Source organism: Streptococcus pseudopneumoniae, assembly GCF_001068775.1.
Classification (GTDB): domain Bacteria; phylum Bacillota; class Bacilli; order Lactobacillales; family Streptococcaceae; genus Streptococcus; species Streptococcus pseudopneumoniae_N.
The window spans coordinates 1-16,903 of sequence record NZ_JWAJ01000128.1; the positions used below are offsets into that span (position 1 = coordinate 1).

Consider the following 16,903-nt stretch of genomic DNA (forward strand, 5'->3'; position numbering starts at 1 on the left):
TTTAGGCGCTGGCTAGTTATCTGGGCTTATAGCCCTGGTACAAACCACCCGTTTGACGGGTGGTCATGATTAGCAATCAAACTTTGACGTGGTAGCTGATTGACTTTTTATTCGTCTTTTAGACTCCAAAAAGCTCCTAATCATCCTCGCGGGGCTGGGACTACGAAATCGAGACTTTGTCTATCGATTTCTGTCCCACCGCCATTTTTCTATGTTTAAAAGGTGACGCAAACCGCTTCAGGTACGTGAAAGTCATTGGAAAGTTCTGCAAGACGACCAGTTTCTGGATTGCGTTTAAATACTGTTGCATTATCAGAATCCTGATGAACAGCGATGAGAAATTCTTGGTCTGGTGAGAGAATAAAATCTCGAGGAGTTTTTCCGTTTGTAGGAACGAATTCCAACAATTCTAAACTGCCATCAGCTAGAATAGTGTAGACTACAATAGAATCGTGACCACGGTTTGATGCGTAAAGATATTTTCCATCTTCTGAGAGACGAATTGCAGCAGTTCCATTAAAGTCATTAAATCCTTCAGGGAGTGTAGAAATAACCTGCATTTTTTCAAATGCACCAACACCATCATAAATCAATACTTCAATTGTACTATTGAGTTCACAGATGAGATAAGCAATCTTGTAGTGGTTATGAAAAACAAGGTGACGTGCACCAGCACCAGGGCTACAGTTGTAAGTAGCTAGCTTATTTAGTTTTCCTTCTGGATTGACATCATAAGTAGTAACCTCATCAGTACCCAAGTCGCAAGTCACTAAATACTGATCTGGTGTTAAATCTGTAAAGTGTACATGTGGAGAAGCTTGATTTTCATGAGGACCATGACCGCTATGTTGAACTGTATCAGCCAATTCAAGACTACCATCTTTTTTTCGTTTATAGACCAGAACTTGTCCCTTATGATAGTTAGCACCGTATACTAGGCCACGTTTTTCATCGACAGCAACATAACAGTGAGGGGTACCTTCTGTTACAACATGGTTAAGCAAAGTACCATCAGTTTGATAGGCAGCAATTCCCCCTTGTCCGTCTTTGCTACCGACTGTGTAGAGGTGATTTTCTTGATCAAATGCAAGATAGGTAGGACTTGGTTCAGTAGCAAATAGTTTAAGATTTGATAATTGCCCAGTCTCTGTATCAAAATCAGCTTGATAAATCCCTTGGGATAAGCGACGAGTGTAGGTTCCGAAATAAATTATTTCAATCATATCTATACCTCTAAATAAAGATGTTTCTATTATATCATAAATTGGGATAACTGAAGAGAATGGTAGGGAAAAGAATGAAACTTCTAAGTATAAAATTAGTAAAATGCAAGTTGGATTTTTAGAGTTTTCAATCGTCACCTCAACACTTTAAAAACAGTTTATTCTCTGTAAAAATGGTATAATGAAAATACAAAGGAAAGGAAGTAGATATGGAACAAAAAGAGAAACATTTTAATTTATCTTGGTTTTTTAAATGGTTTTTAGATAATAAGGCTGTTACTGTATTTTTGGTAGCCTTGTTACTAGGTCTCAATATTTTTATTTTAAGTAAGATTAGTTTTTTATTTATCCCTGTCGTTGATTTTTTATCAGTGGTCATGTTACCTGTTATTTTATCAGGATTGCTTTTTTATCTCTTAAACCCACTGGTGGATTTGATGGAGAAGTACAAGATAAATCGTGTCTTAGCCATTAGTATTATCTTTGTCATTATTGCTATACTTCTGATTATTGGTCTGGCTGTCGCGATTCCAAATCTTCAACGTCAAGTAGTTATTTTTGCGCAAAATGTACCAAATTATCTCGAAGATGCTGACAGAGTTATTAATGACCTTGTAACCAAGCGTTTACCAGATGACTTTAGACCACAACTGGAACAGGTTCTGGCTCAGTTTTCAACACAAGCAACTGCTTGGGCAAGTAATATATCTTCTAAGGCTGTGAACTGGGTGAGTGCTCTTATCAGTGGAACGTCACAAGTCATTGTCGCTTTGATTATCATGCCCTTTATGCTCTTTTATCTCCTTAGAGATGGAAAAGGTTTGAGAGATCATATCACTCAGTTCTTACCAAATAAATTGAGAGAACCAGTAGGTAAGGTTCTAACGGATGTGAACCAACAACTTTCTAACTATGTGAGAGGACAAATTACTGTTGCTGTTATCGTGGCGATTATGTTTATCATCTTCTTTAAGATTATTGGTTTGAGATATGCAGTGACTCTTGGTATTACTGCTGGGGTCTTAAATCTTATCCCTTATCTTGGAAGTTTCCTTGCTATGATACCAGCTCTGGTCTTAGGGTTAATTGCTGGACCAGTTATGCTATTGAAAGTTATTATCGTTTTTATCGTAGAGCAGACAATTGAAGGTCGTTTTGTGTCTCCATTGATTTTAGGTAGTCAGCTAAACATCCATCCAATCACTATTCTATTCGTTTTATTGACGTCTGGTTCTATGTTTGGTGTTTGGGGAGTCCTATTGGGAATTCCTGTTTATGCTTCAGCCAAAGTTGTTATTTCAGCTATTTTTGAATGGTATAAAAAAGTTAGTGGTCTGTATGAGTTAGAAGAGGAGGTTGAAGGTGAGCAATAGTCAAGAAATGCTTGAAGCTTTGGATCAGCAAGATTTAACAAGAGCTGATCACTATTTTCAAAAAGCCTTGGGAGAAGATCCTGACGATCTTCTTCTGGAACTGGCTTATTATCTTGAAGGTATTGGTTTTTATCCACAAGCTCGTCAAATCTATGAAAAACTAGCTCCATTATTTCCAGAAGTGAATCTCAATTTAGCTAGTATCGCAAGTGAAGACGGACAAATTGAAGAAGCATTTGCCTATCTAGAAGAAATTCAACCCAATAGCGATTCTTATGTATCTGCTCTTGTTTTAAAGGCTGATTTCTATCAAATGGAAGGATTGACGGATGTAGCTCGCGACAAGCTATTAGAAGCTCTTAATTACTCTGATGATCCTTTATTGATTTTTGGGCTAGCAGAGTTAGATAGTGAACTTGGAAATGATTTAGAAGCGATTAAGGGCTATGCTCAACTGGATAATCGTGAAATATATGAGCAGACAGGGATTTCGACCTATCAACGAATTGGAACTGCCTATGCTCGACTTGGAAAGTTTGAATCAGCCATAGAGTTTTTAGAAAAAGCTTTAGAGTTAGATTATGAAGATCAGACTGCATTTGAATTAGCAAGTCTTTACTTTGATCAAGAGGAATATCACAAGGCAGTTTTATATTTTAAACAGCTGGATACTATTTCTCCAGATTTTGAAGGGTATGAGTATGGTTATAGTCAGGCTCTACATAAGGAACACCAGACTGAGCAAGCCTTACTGATAGCTCAACAAGGTTTGGAAAAAAATCCATTCGAAACACGTTTACTACTCCTTGCTTCACAATTATCTTACGAATTGCATCAACCCGAGCAGGCGGAAGCTTATCTTCTTCAAGCTCAAGAAGATGCGGAAGACCAAGAAGAAGTCCTCTTGCGACTAGCAACCATGTATCAGGAGCAAGAACGGTATGAGGATATTCTAGCCTTAGAAGTATATGAGCCAGAAAATCTCTTGACTAAGTGGATGATTGCACGGAGTTACCAAGAAACTGAAGATTTGGATGTTGCCTATGAATCTTATCAGGCATTGGTTTCAGAACTCAAGGAAAATCCTGAGTTTTTAGAGCAATACATTCATCTATTACGCGAACTTGGAAGGTTTGAAGAAGCAAAAGAACAGATCCAACACTATCTCAAGTTGGTTCCTGATGACATACAGATGCAAGATTTGTATGAACGTTTATGATGATACCAAAATAGTCGTCTTAGCAGGCGATTATTTTTATAAAATGAAAGATTTAAAAATCTATAAATTCCATTATAAAAATGAATAGATACAGTATGAATTTTTAGCATTTTTTTGATATAATTGTTATAGTTAAATTGAAAAAACTCACTCAAAAAGTGAAACATAGAAAGATTTGAATTATGACACAAGTAAAAATCGTAACAGATTCTTCTGTTACCATTGAACCAGAAGTGGTCAAAGAATTAAATATTACCGTCGTTCCGCTCTCTGTAATGATTGATAGTGTTCTTTATTCGGATGCTGATCTTGAAGAAGGGGAATTTCTTCGCTTGATGAAAGAGAGTAAAAATCTGCCTAAAACAAGTCAACCTCCTGTTGGACTCTTTGCTGAGATTTTTGATGAGTTGAGTAAAGACGGTAGTCAAATTTTAGCCATTCATATGTCTCATGCCTTATCAGGAACTGTCGAAGCAGCTCGTCAGGGTGCAAGTTTGTCAACGGCTAATGTAACCGTATTGGATAGTTCTTTTACAGATCAAGCCCTAAAATTTCAAGTGGTTGAAGCAGCTAAGTTAGCTCAAGAAGGACAAAACATAGAAACAATTGTGGCTCATGTTGAAGAAGTCAAGAAAAATACAGAGCTCTACATCGGTGTTTCTACCTTAGAAAACCTTGTAAAAGGTGGCCGTATTGGCCGAGTGACAGGTCTTTTAAGCTCTCTATTAAATATCCGAGTAGTCATGCAGATGAAGGATGACGAATTACAACCAATCGTGAAAGGACGTGGAGCAAAAACCTTTAAGAAATGGTTGGATGAACTAGTTTCAAAACTGTCAGAGTGTTCTGTTTCTGAGATTGGTATTTCCTATTCTGGAACTCGGGACTGGGCAGAAGAGATGAAAGAAATCCTACAACCATTCGTAGACAAATCAATTTCTGTTTTAGAAACAGGTTCGATTATTCAGACACATACAGGTGAAAATGCTTGGGCTATTTTAGTCAGATATGAGTCCTAAAAAAATAAAGAAAATAGCAAGAAATAGCGTTTTTGACTTGACCTACAAGAGAATTTAGGATATGATTGTAATTGTTAATTAGAAAATATTTGGAGGAATTATTAACATGGCAAACAAACAAGATTTGATCGCTAAAGTAGCAGAAGCTACAGAATTGACAAAGAAAGACTCAGCAGCAGCAGTAGATGCTGTATTTGCAGCAGTAGCTGATTACCTTGCAGCTGGTGAAAAAGTTCAATTGATCGGTTTTGGTAATTTCGAAGTTCGTGAGCGTGCAGCACGTAAAGGTCGCAACCCACAAACTGGTAAAGAAATCACTATCGCAGCTTCAAAAGTTCCAGCATTCAAAGCTGGTAAAGCTCTTAAAGACGCTGTTAAATAATGAATTTAGAAAAAGCCTATTGTATCAAGCTTTCTAGCTTGGTCGATAGGCTTTTTTGTAGTTTTGGGGCAAAAAGGGGGCAGGAGAGAACAGTATCTTCTATATCAGTCATAGATTCTAAGATCTACTATTTGTAAGAATGGTGAAGCCGATAAGCCTATCTCAAGTTAGGCTTGCAAAGAAAAGATTTAGGCCATCATCCATACAATTGGCACTAAATGGATAGCAAATAAGGATGGTGAGAAGAGTCTCCTTTCAAGTATTGAGCCCCTTATAGTATTTCTTGACAGAGTTAGTAAAAGGGTTTACAATTATATAAAAGAAGTCAGGAGGAAGTGAAGATGATTATTTCAACTACGGGAATTGAAGGCAAGAAAATCCTAGCCTACAAAGGAATCGTCTTTGGTGAAGTGGTTGCTGGCATTAATATGTTCAAAGATATGGCTGCTGGCTTCCGTAATGTTTTTGGAGGACGAGCTAGTAGTTATGAAGTTGAATTGACTCAAGCTAGGGAAGAAGCTCTAGCAGAAATGATGGAGCGTGCAAGTGAACGTGGAGCAAATGCTATTATAGGTATAAAAATGGACTATGAAACTTTAGGGGCTGAAAATGGTATGCTAATGGTCACTTGTAGTGGTACAGCAGTTGTGGTTGACTCCTAATTTGAAGAAACAAAAAAAAGAACAGTCGGAACTGTTCTTTTTATGATTATTTGAGACCGTATTTTTTGTTGAAACGATCCACGCGTCCATCTGCTTGAGTGAACTTTTGACGTCCAGTATAGAATGGGTGTGAGTCTGATGAAATTTCCACACGGATCAATGGGTAAGTTTCGCCTTCGAACTCAACAGTTTCGTTAGAGCGTTTTGTTGAACCGCTAAGGAATTGGTAACCAGTAGTTGTGTCCATGAAGACAACTGGGCGATATTCTGGATGGATATCTTTTTTCATTTTGCAATATTTCCTTTCTGCCATGGTCTCTTTGCGAGCCATAGATTGTTACCATACTAGTCTAACAGATTATGCTAAGTTTGGCAAGCTTTTTATCTATTTTTTCAGTAAGTTTTTTAATTTTTGGTAGATGACTTCATTTTCCTCTAGGCTATAGGAGTTAGCACCACTTGCAAGTGGGTGACCTCCACCATCATGTTCTTTTGCAACACTATTGATTGGAACGAATTTACTGCGAAGTCGAACGCGATAGTGGCCATCTGCTTGTTCCACAAATATTCCCCAAAGGTTAACAGTATCAATACGACCTGGAGCACCAATAATGGCTGCTGTTTCTGCGTCTGTTACTTGATATGTTTTTAGAATTTCTTGAGTCAGAATGACACGCGCAACACCGTTTTCATCAACTTCTAAGTGATCATAGACATAACCTTGAAGTTTAGCAATTTTAAAGCTCATGGTGTCCATTTTACGTGCTAATTCAGCATAGTCAAAGTTATGTTCTCTTAGTTTACTAGCAATTCGAAGGGTACGAGCAGAAGTAGACGGATAAAGGAAACGGCCGGTATCGCCAATAATTCCAGCACATAGCATTTTAGCTGCATAGTCAGATAATTCAAGATTAGTTGTTTCAGCAAAGTGAGCAATCATCTCACTGGCACTGCTCGAGTTGGTATCTACCCAAACAAGATCTCCGTATACTTCATCATTTGGATGGTGGTCAATTTTAATAATGGTTTCAGCATTGATATAACGTTTATCATCGATACGAGCAGTATTTGCTGTATCACAAATGATAGCAAGTGCCCCTTGATAATCTTTGTCTTCTACCTGATCCATCTTTGTAAGCCATGTTAGGGTAGGTTCATCATAACCGACTACCTTGATTTTTTTTTCTGGGAAATGATGTTCCAGAAGTGCTTTGAGTCCAACCTGACTTCCTAAGGCATCAGGATCGGGTTTCATGTGACGGTGAATGACAATGGTATCGTATGCTTTAATTTTTTCTAAAATTTGATGGCAAATTTCCATAAGTAACCTCAATTCTTTCTTATTTCATTGTAGCACAAGAGTTTTTATTTTTAAAATGAAAAAGATGTGATATAATGGAGGAAGATAAATTGAGGAGGACGATATGGCATTAGCAAAAATTGTATTTGCCAGTATGACCGGTAATACCGAAGAAATTGCAGATATTGTAGCAGATAAATTGCGTGAGTTGGGCTTAGAGGTGGATGTTGATGAGTGTACAACTGTTGACGCATCTGACTTTCTTGAAGCAGATATCGCAATCGTTGCAACCTACACTTACGGTGATGGAGAATTGCCCGATGAGATGATGGACTTCTACGAAGACCTAGCAGATCTTAACTTGAGTGGCAAAATCTACGGTGTGGTAGGATCAGGCGATACTTTCTACGATGAGTTCTGTAAGGCTGTTGATGACTTTGATCGTGTATTTGTAGCAACAGGAGCTGAAAAGGGATCAGAGTGTGTCAAAGTGGATCTCTCTGCAGAAGAAGAAGATATCGAACGCTTGGAACAATTTGCAGAAGAATTGGCTGCTAGAGTAGGATAAGCATGAAGTTGCACTGATGAAAGTTGTCAGTGCAGTTTTTGTTAGTTGTTCCTAAGAATGTACTATCCCATCTAGAATATTTTTTCTAAAATCATTCAAATAAAAAAGGAGACTCTATGGATTTAGATATTATTAGACAAGAAATCGATCAAATTGATGATCAAATCGTGAAGCTCTTGGAAGAAAGAATGCATCTTGTGGAAGGCGTAGTTGCTTATAAAAAGGCTTCAGGAAAACCGATTTTGGACACCAAAAGAGAAGAAGCTATCTTTGAGAAAGTCAGAAGTCGTGTCAGCAATAAAAAATACGAAGAGACAATTGTCGCGACTTTTTCAGACATTCTCAAACGTTCGCGCGATTATCAGGATAAAAACATCAAATGAAAAAAGAACAATTTTACCCACTAGGAATCTTTCTAGCTGCTATGTTGGGAGGACTTGTCCGATATCAGATTTCGAGATGGTTGCCAGCCAGCCCAGATTTTCCATGGGGGACACTAGTCGTCAACTATCTAGGAATTTTCTGCTTAGTCTATCTTGTCAAAGGATATCTGGTCTATAAGGGGACAAGTAAAGGTGTTATTTTAGCACTGGGTACAGGTTTTTGTGGCGGTTTGACCACTTTTTCTAGCCTCGTGTTAGATACAGTAAAATTGCTGGATACAGGTTCTTATCCAAGTCTGGTAATCTATCTAGTTCTGAGCATTGGTGGAGGGCTTTTATTGGCTTATTGTTTAGGGAGGAAGAAATGGTAATCATGTATTTAGCGCTTGCTTGTGGCGTTGGAGCGCTTGTTCGTTATTTCCTTTCTACCCTCAATCAAGAGAGAGTTTTACCATTAGGAACACTTCTAGCAAATCTTTTAGGTTGTTTTTTAATTGGTTTATTTTACAATTATGTAGAAGATAAAGAGCTCTATGCTATCCTTGCTACAGGCTTCTGTGGAGGTTTAACCACTTTTTCAACCTTGAATGATGAACTCCAAAAACTCTTGGCTGATAAGAAGGTCTTTTACAGTTATTTTCTCTTGACCTACTTAGGTGGTTTAGTAGCAATTTTTTTAGGAATTTTGCTATAAATTTCTTTACTTTTTTTTAGAAATTTGGTAAACTGTATCTTGTGTGTAATGGACGCACAAAAATACAGTTTATCCGCTGAGGAAGCTTCCTCAAGATTGACAAAGATAGGAGAATAAAATGAATCCATTAATCCAAAGCTTGACTGAAGGTCAACTTCGTACTGATATCCCATCATTCCGTCCTGGTGACACTGTTCGTGTACACGCGAAAGTTGTCGAAGGTAACCGTGAACGTATCCAGATTTTTGAAGGTGTTGTTATTGCACGTAAAGGTGCTGGCATCTCAGAAAACTACACAGTTCGTAAAATTTCTAATGGTGTAGGTGTTGAACGTATCTTCCCAATCCACACTCCACGTGTTGAAAAGATCGAAGTTGTTCGTTACGGTAAAGTACGTCGTGCGAAATTGTACTACTTGCGTGCTCTTCAAGGTAAAGCAGCTCGTATCAAAGAAATCCGTCGTTAATTCGACCAAAAAACTCTGCTCATTCGGCAGAGTTTTTCTCTAGCTCCCTTAGTTCAATGGATATAACAACTCCCTCCTAAGGAGTAGTTGCAGGTTCGATTCCTGCAGGGGGCATTTTTAGTAATGTAAAGAAAGACAAAGAAAATTCAAAATGTTTATTTGAAGGCAATTTTCTCAAGTTCATTTTTAAAAATAATTTAGCATTTTTAATTTTTTTGACCAAATTTTGACCAAATTTTGACCCAAAATTATATTTTGGTCAATGATTATAGAATAAAATGGATCATGAAAATGTCTTTGTTTATAGTAGTGTTAAAAAGGACTTCCTTTATTGGAATGTCCTTATTTTTATTATGGAATTGACAAATGAGGTTAAGGTTTAGTTCTATGAATTAAGAAAACAAGCACAAAGCTTTAATCAGCTTTCAAAAAGATTTGGTATGGATATTTCTGGATAAGGTATGTGACAAGGTGAATTGATTGTTATGGAACAGAGAGCGTTAAAAAAGGGAAGAATCGTTACTATTCCTCTGAATAAAAACAAAAAATAATCAACAAAAGCTTATATAATGACAAATGTATTAAAAAAAGACTTAGCTCATTGAAATGCAGAACCAAATCTTATAGATAAATTATTTGTATAATTTTTTAGGAATTATATCTCTAAACGATATCATTTAACAATTAAATTGTTAAATCTAGCTTAAATCTCTGGTTTAATTTATTTATTGTGTCACTATCATTATATTCCTTAAATATTCTCATTGCTTTAGAACATTCTTTTTTACCTAGCTCTATTTGATTAGTTTTTATAAGATAAATACCTCTTAGAAAGAGCAAATAATTCTTTTCAAAATAATATCCTTGTCTAGTAAGTAAATTTTCTAAATCATCTATAAAAAATTGAGCGCTATCTAACAAATTATTTTTTAATAACATTTCTAGGTTAAATAAATATAGAGGAATTACTTTATGTGTTCCGGTATCCGTTTTTAAAAAATGTCGTGTTTTCTTGATTACTATTCTATATAGTAAGCTAATGGTTTTAGTATTCATAAAAAACACTGAATTATAGAAAAGTTTTAGTTCATACTCCATCCAAGTATCTACAGAAAGCAGATATTTTATTAATTCATTACATTTAGATGAATTATAAGGAAGGTTTGCAAGACGATTAATCTGTTGTTCAGCAATCAATTTTATGTGATAATTGCATAAACTTTTTTCTTGCTTTTGTTTTAACTCTATTTTATCCACTAATTCTTGAAGTAAAAATATATCTGAAGAATTTACAGCATGTTCTAATTCTTCAAAAAGACATTCTTTTTTGGAATAATAACAATGAACCAATTCTTCAAATTCTGAAAATGATATTCCAAGACGATTTAACAGAATATAAAAATGGTTAATGGATAATTTTGTAATACCATTTTCGAAACGAGAAATAGTTGATTCACTAATTTCATTACATGATAAATCTTTAAGACGAAAGTTTTTTGAAATACGAATATCCTTTAAAACTGCTCCAAAATTTTCCATATTCATCCTCTTCCATTTTTGCAAAAAATAAAACACTTTTTTTCATTTTTGATATTATTATACAAAAATAAAAAAGAAAGGACAATAATATTATGAAAAAAATTTAATTGTCAACAGTTGCTTTATTAAGATTAGTAGGATCTTTGTCAGCAAATAATCCAGTTTCTGCTCAAGAATCCTCCTCTCAAACGACTTATAGTAAGTCAAGTGGAAGTTGAATAAGATCTGGTAGTATAAGCATTCTGATGGTTCTTATACTACAATTGGATGGGAAAAATAAATGGCATCTAGTACTATTTTGATAGTGAAGGTTGGATGAAGACAAGCTGGATTAAAGAATCTGGAAACTGTTATTATCTAGATGATAGTAGTGCTATGAAAACTGCATGGTGTTGGGTTTCTGGTAGCTGGTATTATTTAGATACTAGCGGTGTCATGCAAACGGGACTACAGACTATCAATAGAAAATAATACTATTTATCTAGCAGTGGTAATATGCAAGTTGATTGGCACAATATCGGAGATGATACCTATTTCTTTGCTAATAGTGGGGAAAATCAAAATATCAATCGTCGGGCTTTAGTTCTTGGTGAAACATCAACGAGAGCAGTACTTATCGCAGATGTTAATGCTATGGAAAAGGTATTTAGTAACCAAAACTTTAGTGAAGTTGTTCGTTTCCCAGATAGAATTAAGTCCGATATTATTGCAAAAATGCAAGAACTTTTTGAATCTTCTAGCGAAAGTGATGTGAACTATCTTTACTTTACTTGTCATGGAGGAAGAGACGGAAGAATCTATATTGGTAGTGATGGTCTAGCATTTTATGGTTGGGAATTGGCGTCCATTTTGAAGCAATACAAAGGTAAGTTTGTTGTTATGCTGGATTGTTGTCATGCTGGAACAATTATTTCTAAAGATAATACAGGTGAAGCCAATGAAGAAGCTTCTACAGCATATTTTGATTTGGGTGAGTATCAGGATTTTCTAATATGAATGGTGACGAAAAATTAGGTGAGATGATTGACTCTAAATTTTTAGTATTATGCTCATCAAGAGGTGCAGAATACTCTAGTGGCGGAGCTTTAAGTTTGGCAACTAAGTATTGGTCTTTAGGTTCAGGATGGAATCCTGTACAGCAATCTCAAGGTTCTTTAATTGCTGATTAAAATTATAACAATAGAATCACGTTAAACGAATTGTATTCTTACTCACGTGAACAAGTCTTAAAACAAAATCATAAACAACATATTGAAGTTTATCCAGAAAACAGTCAATTTGTTTTATTCCAAAAATAAGGAGTTAAGAAAATGAAAGTATCAAAAAAAATCACATTATTTAGTTTGTCTTTGGCAGGTTTAGCCTTACTGGCTTTCCCTCATTCAGGAAAGGCTTTTGAACTTAAAGAAGACTGGGCATTTAAAGGTGGCATTCGATACGAGAATGGGAAAGTCAGCAAGATTAATAATGGATATGAAGTAAATATTAAAGTGTTAGATTTACCTAGTACTAGCGAAATCGAATGGACAGTTAGATTGAATGGAGAAAAACAAAATACTAACTTCTTAGCTGAGGAAAGAACTGTATCTAAAACTGAAGATAAGGGACGTTATTTACACTTTTATATCCCTTATGGATATCGTGGGGATATTGTAGTTGAGGCTAAGAGTGGTACTGAAGTGAAGACTTGGTCTACTAAGGTAGTTGACGATGTTGATTCAGATACTGCTAAGAGTGGCTACTTTGTTTTAGATGGTGACCAAATTTTAGAAAGCTCATGGGATTCTGTGAATGAGTCTTATGTTACAACTCTCCCAACTGTAACATCAGGAAAATCTGTTGTTGCTTGGCGTGAAGAAGGAACTCTTAATTTAATTAAACCAGGAAAAATTGCTCGACAATATAATAGCAGTGGATCATATGTAGAACTTTCTCCAATCTTTGAAACTGCTAGCTGGCTAAAATCAAACCAAAACTGGTACTATCAAAAACAAGGTCAATTAGTTCAAAATTCTTGGATCAAGGATCAGGGAAGCTGGTACTTTATGGATGATGAAGGGGTTATGTTTAATCAAACATGGCTATACCAAGGTGGTAGCTGGTATGCCTTTAAGTCATCAGGAGCTATGATTTCAGCTGATTGGTTGTACGATAATGGTTCTTGGTATTACCTAAAGGACTCAGGTTCAATGGCAACAGGATGGCTTAAAAATGGAGGCTCTTGGTATTACCTAGACAATTCAGGTTCAATGGCAACAGGTTGGCTTAAAGATAGTGGAACTTGGTATTACCTAAAAGATTCAGGTTCAATGGCGACAGGATGGGTAAAAGATAGTGGCTCTTGGTATTATCTAAAGAACTCAGGTTCAATGGCAACAGGTTGGGTAAAAGATAGTGGTAAGTGGTACTATCTCGCATCATCTGGTAATATGCTTCGCAATACACGCACACCAGATGGCTATTATGTAGATGGTAGTGGCGCTTGGAAATAAATTTTAAAAAGAGAAAATCTACTGAGAAGGTAGATTTTCTTTTTTAGTTAATGAATATAGAATAAAGTAGATCAGAAATTTGGCAGTTTTTTTCTCTATTGCTAACAATCTGCTTACAAAAACTAAACTCATTGTGAATCTCACCAGTAAGTAAAAGGATAGGTAAAAAGTCTTAAAAATCAGAAAAACGCATAGTATCAGATCTTGAAAAAATTTGATATTATGCGTATTATTGTGGGAAGATTTACTTCATTTTATCCAGGAATTGTTTTTTGAAAAAAATTTTTGTTATATTTAAGGATATTTTAAGATTGTATTTTAGAAAAACAATTATAGAGTTCTTAATACGGAATATAGTATAAATGCTGGTTCAAAGTGAAGTTTTGTATGCTTTTGCTTTTTGTTGAGTATAAAATCTATTAATTAAGGTTGAACTACAAAAATTAATTGTAGATGAAGTGAACTGTAAACTTTGGAGATGTCTCTTACTCGCTTTCAGAATGAATCGCAGATATAGGATTAAAAGAACTAAGTATTTCTTTTTGTTTTGAATGAGATACGTGAGTATATATTTGTGTGACTGATATGGAACTGTGTCCAAGAATTTGCTGAATGTATCGAATATCTACATCATTATCCAGAAGCATTGTTGCAAAGCTATGTCTAAACATATGTGGTGTAATAGTTCTAGATAAGTTATTTTGTTCAACTATTCTCTTTAAAATTAAACGTACACTTTGATCTGACAATGGTTTTGCCGAATGTTTTCCTGGAAATAGAAAATCATTGGATTCCTTCCCTATTTTATTTATATATATTTCTAATAAATTAAAGGTTGTTTGATCTCCTAAAAATATGATACGTTCTTTCTTTCCCTTTCCTATAATATGGAGTGTCTTATTGGAAAGATTAATATCTTTGAGATGAATGTGACAAAGTTCAGAAATTCTGATACCCGTCGAAAGTAAAAGAGAAATGATTAGTAGATTTCTTTCAGCTTTTTGTTTTTGAAAGTCAGTTTTAGAAATAACTACTCTCTGCTCTAAATATAAAAAAATATTTTTCAAAATATTATACGGAATCGTTTTAGGCAATATTTTTTCAGTTCTAAATTGAAAGCGCAATTGATTGAAGGGATTCTCTTCAATTATATTCTGGTATTTTAGATAATTATAAAACACCTTCATACAAGCAATTTTTCTTCTTAGTGTATTCGTTTTTATGTTAGATTGTGTCAAGTGTTCGATATAGGATTCGACATTATCATAGTTTGAGTTATAAAATTGCATAAGATCATTTTTATAAGCTCGAATCGTATGTGAACTCAAACGTTTATGAGTTTTGCAATAATCTAAGTAAGTAGAAATAAGTTTATAATCCATGAAAATCTCCTTCATCAATAATCATGCTATTATAAACTTATTTGGGTGCTTTGTATAGTGATAATAAATAGTTATCGGTAGGAGAGAGATATTTTGGATAGAAAAAGTTTTATTACAAAAATAAGTGACTCTTTTAATGATGGAGAATTATCATTATTTTTAGGTGCAGGAAGTAGTTTAGATGCACATTTTCCAACTTGGAAAGAACTTCTAACCCCATGTGCCGAAAAATTAGGACTCGATATTAGTAGTATCACAGACTATTTTCAACTTGCTCAATATTTTATTAATGAGTATAGTGAGCGAGAATTATATTCACTAATAAATCATAAAATTAACAAATTTGATTATGAAAGCGAACTAATGAAAATAATTGTCCAAATTGGTTTCAAATCAATTTGGACAACTAATTTTGATAAAGTAATAGAGAAGAATTTTGAGTATCAAAAAATAAATATTAATAGTATTCATGATGAACAAGACTTAGGATCTGTTAGTTTGAAAAATAGAGTAAATATATTCAAGCTTAACGGAGATATAGGTAGTATTTCAAAAATTGTTATTTCAAAATCTGATATTGAAAACTATTACCTTAATCATGAGTTATTTTTAAGTTTTTTTCAAAGAGAGTTAGTTACTAATACTTTTTTATTTATTGGTTATAGTTTTACTGATGATATCGTTCTAAAATCTATTCAAAAGCTACATAGTTACATAGGTAAGAATAATAAAGCATTCTATACAATTATGATAGATAAGCCTGGGGATAAAAATTTTCATCTTTTTATAGATGATTTAGGAAAAAGGTACAACATAAAAGTTTTATTGGTCCAAACTCCCGAAGACATTAAAGAAATTTTGAGGGAAATAAAAGAAAAAACAATTAGTAAAAATATTTATATCTCAGGTAGTTTAGATGATGCACTAGAGGAGACTAGAGCCTATAACCTTTCGAAATCTTTAGTCGAAAAACTAATTGACGGAGGATACAATATAGTTACTGGATTTGGAAAGAACATTGGCTATTATATTTCAGGTTCCAGCATACAAAAACTTTACTCAATTAATGAGGCTAATATTGAAAAACGTTTAATTATGCGACCATTCGCTCACGATATGAGTTTAGATGAGGATACGTCTTATAGACGAAATCTGATATCGGATACAAAGTTTACCATTGTTATGTATGGTCAGGCAATCAATAGTAAAGGTGACATTGTCACTTCTAGGGGTGTTTGGGAAGAAATTAAAATTTCGAAAGAACAAGGAAATTATATCATTCCAATTGCTAGCACTGGATTTGCTGCAGCAGAGTTAGGGGAGAAAATAAAATCAAGTATAACTGAATACCCTTATTTAGAAAATTATATTGAGAAATTATGTTCGGAAAATAGTCCAGACAAACTAGCGGAGTTAGTATTACATATTATTGAAGAAATATCCTTCAATTTTATTGATTAATACCAATATAATTGATTCCATACAAGCTATTTCTTTTAAAGTTGGTTGAATATTAAATTTAACTTTATTAAAAATGAAGCTACTACTATAATATAAAATATTATCATTAATATTGTATTTTTCTAAACAATATAAAACCAATGTATACAGCATTGTAATTCTAGTGCTAAAACAATTTTTATCAATATAATTATATTTATCAATAATAATATTGATAAATTTATCTGTTGTTATATTTTCTAAAGTCAGTAGATTTTTTATTTCTACTGACTTTAATTGTTCGTATAGTAAACGTTTTAGTATATCAATTGATAAATCATAGGTTCCGCTAGAAATATCAAGTTTCATTTCTCCATATATATACTTAGAAATCCAATTATATTTCTTAGGAATTTGGCTACTGGTTATCTCGCAAAGAATGGGAATAATTACTATTCCTTGATATTTATCAATTTTGGCTTTAATTGTATCTAATTCTAACATTGCTCCTGTACTTTGAAATAATTGTGTTGAAATAAAAAGTAAAAATATCTTAGATTGTTCTACTCCCTCTTCAATATTGACATAGTCACCGTCATCTCCTAGATACAGTTTTTCATAATCGTACCACACTTCAATACCTAAATTTTTTAAATGAAAATTTAGAGACTGAGCATAAACTAATCTATCTTTACCTGAAAAACAAAAAAATACCCTATCTTCCAAAATATCTCTCTCCTACCGATAACTATTTATTATCA

At 34.2% G+C, this 16,903-nt stretch carries 21 protein-coding genes and 1 tRNA gene; 16 read left to right on the plus strand and 6 right to left on the minus strand.

The annotated features are described in order from the left end of the window. Positions 1-215: 215 nt before the first annotated feature. Positions 216-1,223 carry a lactonase family protein gene (locus ADF68_RS07595; protein WP_049549293.1) on the minus strand — a complete coding sequence of 336 codons (1,008 nt, stop codon included), beginning with the start codon at positions 1,221-1,223 and terminating at the stop codon, positions 216-218. Positions 1,224-1,432: 209 nt separating this feature from the next. Here ADF68_RS07595 and ADF68_RS07600 point away from each other — a divergent pair, with 209 nt between their 5' ends. From ADF68_RS07600 to ADF68_RS07620, 5 genes are all read left to right on the plus strand, one after another. Further along, positions 1,433-2,596 carry an AI-2E family transporter gene (locus tag ADF68_RS07600; RefSeq protein ID WP_049549294.1) on the plus strand — a complete coding sequence of 388 codons (1,164 nt, stop codon included), beginning with the start codon at positions 1,433-1,435 and terminating at the stop codon, positions 2,594-2,596. Then, positions 2,586-3,815, plus strand: a complete 1,230-nt coding sequence (locus ADF68_RS07605) for a tetratricopeptide repeat protein (protein ID WP_049549295.1) — start codon at positions 2,586-2,588, stop codon at positions 3,813-3,815. The genes ADF68_RS07600 and ADF68_RS07605 overlap by 11 nt, the downstream gene beginning before the upstream one ends. 182 nt (positions 3,816-3,997) lie before the next feature. Next, a complete protein-coding gene (locus ADF68_RS07610; protein WP_049549296.1) occupies positions 3,998-4,834 on the plus strand; it encodes a DegV family protein in 837 nt (278 codons plus the stop codon). Positions 4,835-4,940: 106 nt separating this feature from the next. Further along, complete coding sequence (locus tag ADF68_RS07615; protein ID WP_001284633.1) at positions 4,941-5,216, plus strand: HU family DNA-binding protein; 276 nt, start codon at positions 4,941-4,943, stop codon at positions 5,214-5,216. 341 nt (positions 5,217-5,557) lie between these two features. Continuing rightward, on the plus strand, positions 5,558-5,878 hold the full coding sequence (locus ADF68_RS07620) for a heavy metal-binding domain-containing protein (protein ID WP_049549297.1): 321 nt from the start codon (positions 5,558-5,560) through the stop codon (positions 5,876-5,878). Between the two features lie 46 nt (positions 5,879-5,924). On the opposite strand, the gene ADF68_RS07625 is transcribed toward ADF68_RS07620, so the two are convergent. Next, a complete protein-coding gene (locus ADF68_RS07625) occupies positions 5,925-6,167 on the minus strand; it encodes a type B 50S ribosomal protein L31 (RefSeq protein WP_000710764.1) in 243 nt (80 codons plus the stop codon). 96 nt (positions 6,168-6,263) lie between these two features. Next, positions 6,264-7,199 (minus strand): DHH family phosphoesterase, encoded by a 936-nt coding sequence (locus ADF68_RS07630; RefSeq protein WP_049549298.1) that lies wholly within the window; start codon positions 7,197-7,199, stop codon positions 6,264-6,266. A gap of 103 nt (positions 7,200-7,302) precedes the next feature. On the opposite strand from ADF68_RS07630, the gene ADF68_RS07635 reads away from it, so the two are divergent. From ADF68_RS07635 to ADF68_RS07660, 6 genes are all read left to right on the plus strand, one after another. Further along, positions 7,303-7,746 (plus strand): flavodoxin, encoded by a 444-nt coding sequence (locus ADF68_RS07635; protein WP_049549299.1) that lies wholly within the window; start codon positions 7,303-7,305, stop codon positions 7,744-7,746. A 116-nt stretch (positions 7,747-7,862) separates the two neighbouring features. Continuing rightward, positions 7,863-8,129 (plus strand): chorismate mutase, encoded by a 267-nt coding sequence (locus tag ADF68_RS07640; protein WP_049549300.1) that lies wholly within the window; start codon positions 7,863-7,865, stop codon positions 8,127-8,129. Further along, positions 8,126-8,500: a fluoride efflux transporter CrcB gene (gene crcB, locus ADF68_RS07645; RefSeq protein ID WP_049549301.1), complete on the plus strand. Its 375-nt coding sequence runs from the start codon at positions 8,126-8,128 to the stop codon at positions 8,498-8,500. Before ADF68_RS07640 ends, crcB (ADF68_RS07645) begins: the two co-directional genes overlap by 4 nt. Next, positions 8,494-8,823 carry a fluoride efflux transporter CrcB gene (gene crcB, locus ADF68_RS07650; protein WP_049549302.1) on the plus strand — a complete coding sequence of 110 codons (330 nt, stop codon included), beginning with the start codon at positions 8,494-8,496 and terminating at the stop codon, positions 8,821-8,823. The genes crcB (ADF68_RS07645) and crcB (ADF68_RS07650) overlap by 7 nt, the downstream gene beginning before the upstream one ends. A gap of 118 nt (positions 8,824-8,941) precedes the next feature. Continuing rightward, entirely contained in the window at positions 8,942-9,289 is a 348-nt protein-coding gene (rplS, locus tag ADF68_RS07655) for a 50S ribosomal protein L19 (RefSeq protein ID WP_001068669.1), read from the plus strand. Positions 9,290-9,331: 42 nt separating this feature from the next. Further along, positions 9,332-9,403, plus strand: a tRNA-Arg gene (locus ADF68_RS07660). A 570-nt stretch (positions 9,404-9,973) separates the two neighbouring features. On the opposite strand, the gene ADF68_RS07670 is transcribed toward ADF68_RS07660, so the two are convergent. Then, complete coding sequence (locus ADF68_RS07670; RefSeq protein ID WP_049549303.1) at positions 9,974-10,828, minus strand: helix-turn-helix domain-containing protein; 855 nt, start codon at positions 10,826-10,828, stop codon at positions 9,974-9,976. A 315-nt stretch (positions 10,829-11,143) separates the two neighbouring features. Between ADF68_RS07670 and ADF68_RS11470 the strand changes: the two genes are divergently transcribed. The 4 genes from ADF68_RS11470 to ADF68_RS07680 all read left to right on the plus strand — a co-directional run bounded on the left by ADF68_RS11470 (position 11,144) and on the right by ADF68_RS07680 (position 13,320). Then, positions 11,144-11,299, plus strand: coding sequence for a hypothetical protein (locus ADF68_RS11470; protein WP_239665543.1), 156 nt, complete (start codon positions 11,144-11,146; stop codon positions 11,297-11,299). A gap of 24 nt (positions 11,300-11,323) precedes the next feature. Continuing rightward, complete coding sequence (locus ADF68_RS11475; protein ID WP_239665544.1) at positions 11,324-11,824, plus strand: caspase family protein; 501 nt, start codon at positions 11,324-11,326, stop codon at positions 11,822-11,824. After that, positions 11,821-11,997: a hypothetical protein gene (locus ADF68_RS11480; RefSeq protein ID WP_239665545.1), complete on the plus strand. Its 177-nt coding sequence runs from the start codon at positions 11,821-11,823 to the stop codon at positions 11,995-11,997. Before ADF68_RS11475 ends, ADF68_RS11480 begins: the two co-directional genes overlap by 4 nt. Positions 11,998-12,138: 141 nt before the next feature. Next, entirely contained in the window at positions 12,139-13,320 is a 1,182-nt protein-coding gene (locus ADF68_RS07680) for an N-acetylmuramoyl-L-alanine amidase family protein (RefSeq protein WP_049549304.1), read from the plus strand. 485 nt (positions 13,321-13,805) lie between these two features. Here ADF68_RS07680 and ADF68_RS07685 read toward each other — a convergent pair whose 3' ends face one another. Further along, entirely contained in the window at positions 13,806-14,702 is an 897-nt protein-coding gene (locus tag ADF68_RS07685) for a tyrosine-type recombinase/integrase (protein ID WP_049549305.1), read from the minus strand. 93 nt (positions 14,703-14,795) lie between these two features. Between ADF68_RS07685 and ADF68_RS10625 the strand changes: the two genes are divergently transcribed. Next, positions 14,796-16,163, plus strand: coding sequence for an SIR2 family protein (locus tag ADF68_RS10625; RefSeq protein ID WP_080979400.1), 1,368 nt, complete (start codon positions 14,796-14,798; stop codon positions 16,161-16,163). On the opposite strand, the gene ADF68_RS07695 is transcribed toward ADF68_RS10625, so the two are convergent. Then, positions 16,122-16,868, minus strand: a complete 747-nt coding sequence (locus ADF68_RS07695; RefSeq protein WP_049549306.1) for a toll/interleukin-1 receptor domain-containing protein — start codon at positions 16,866-16,868, stop codon at positions 16,122-16,124. The genes ADF68_RS10625 and ADF68_RS07695 overlap by 42 nt on opposite strands. Positions 16,869-16,903: the final 35 nt, after the last annotated feature.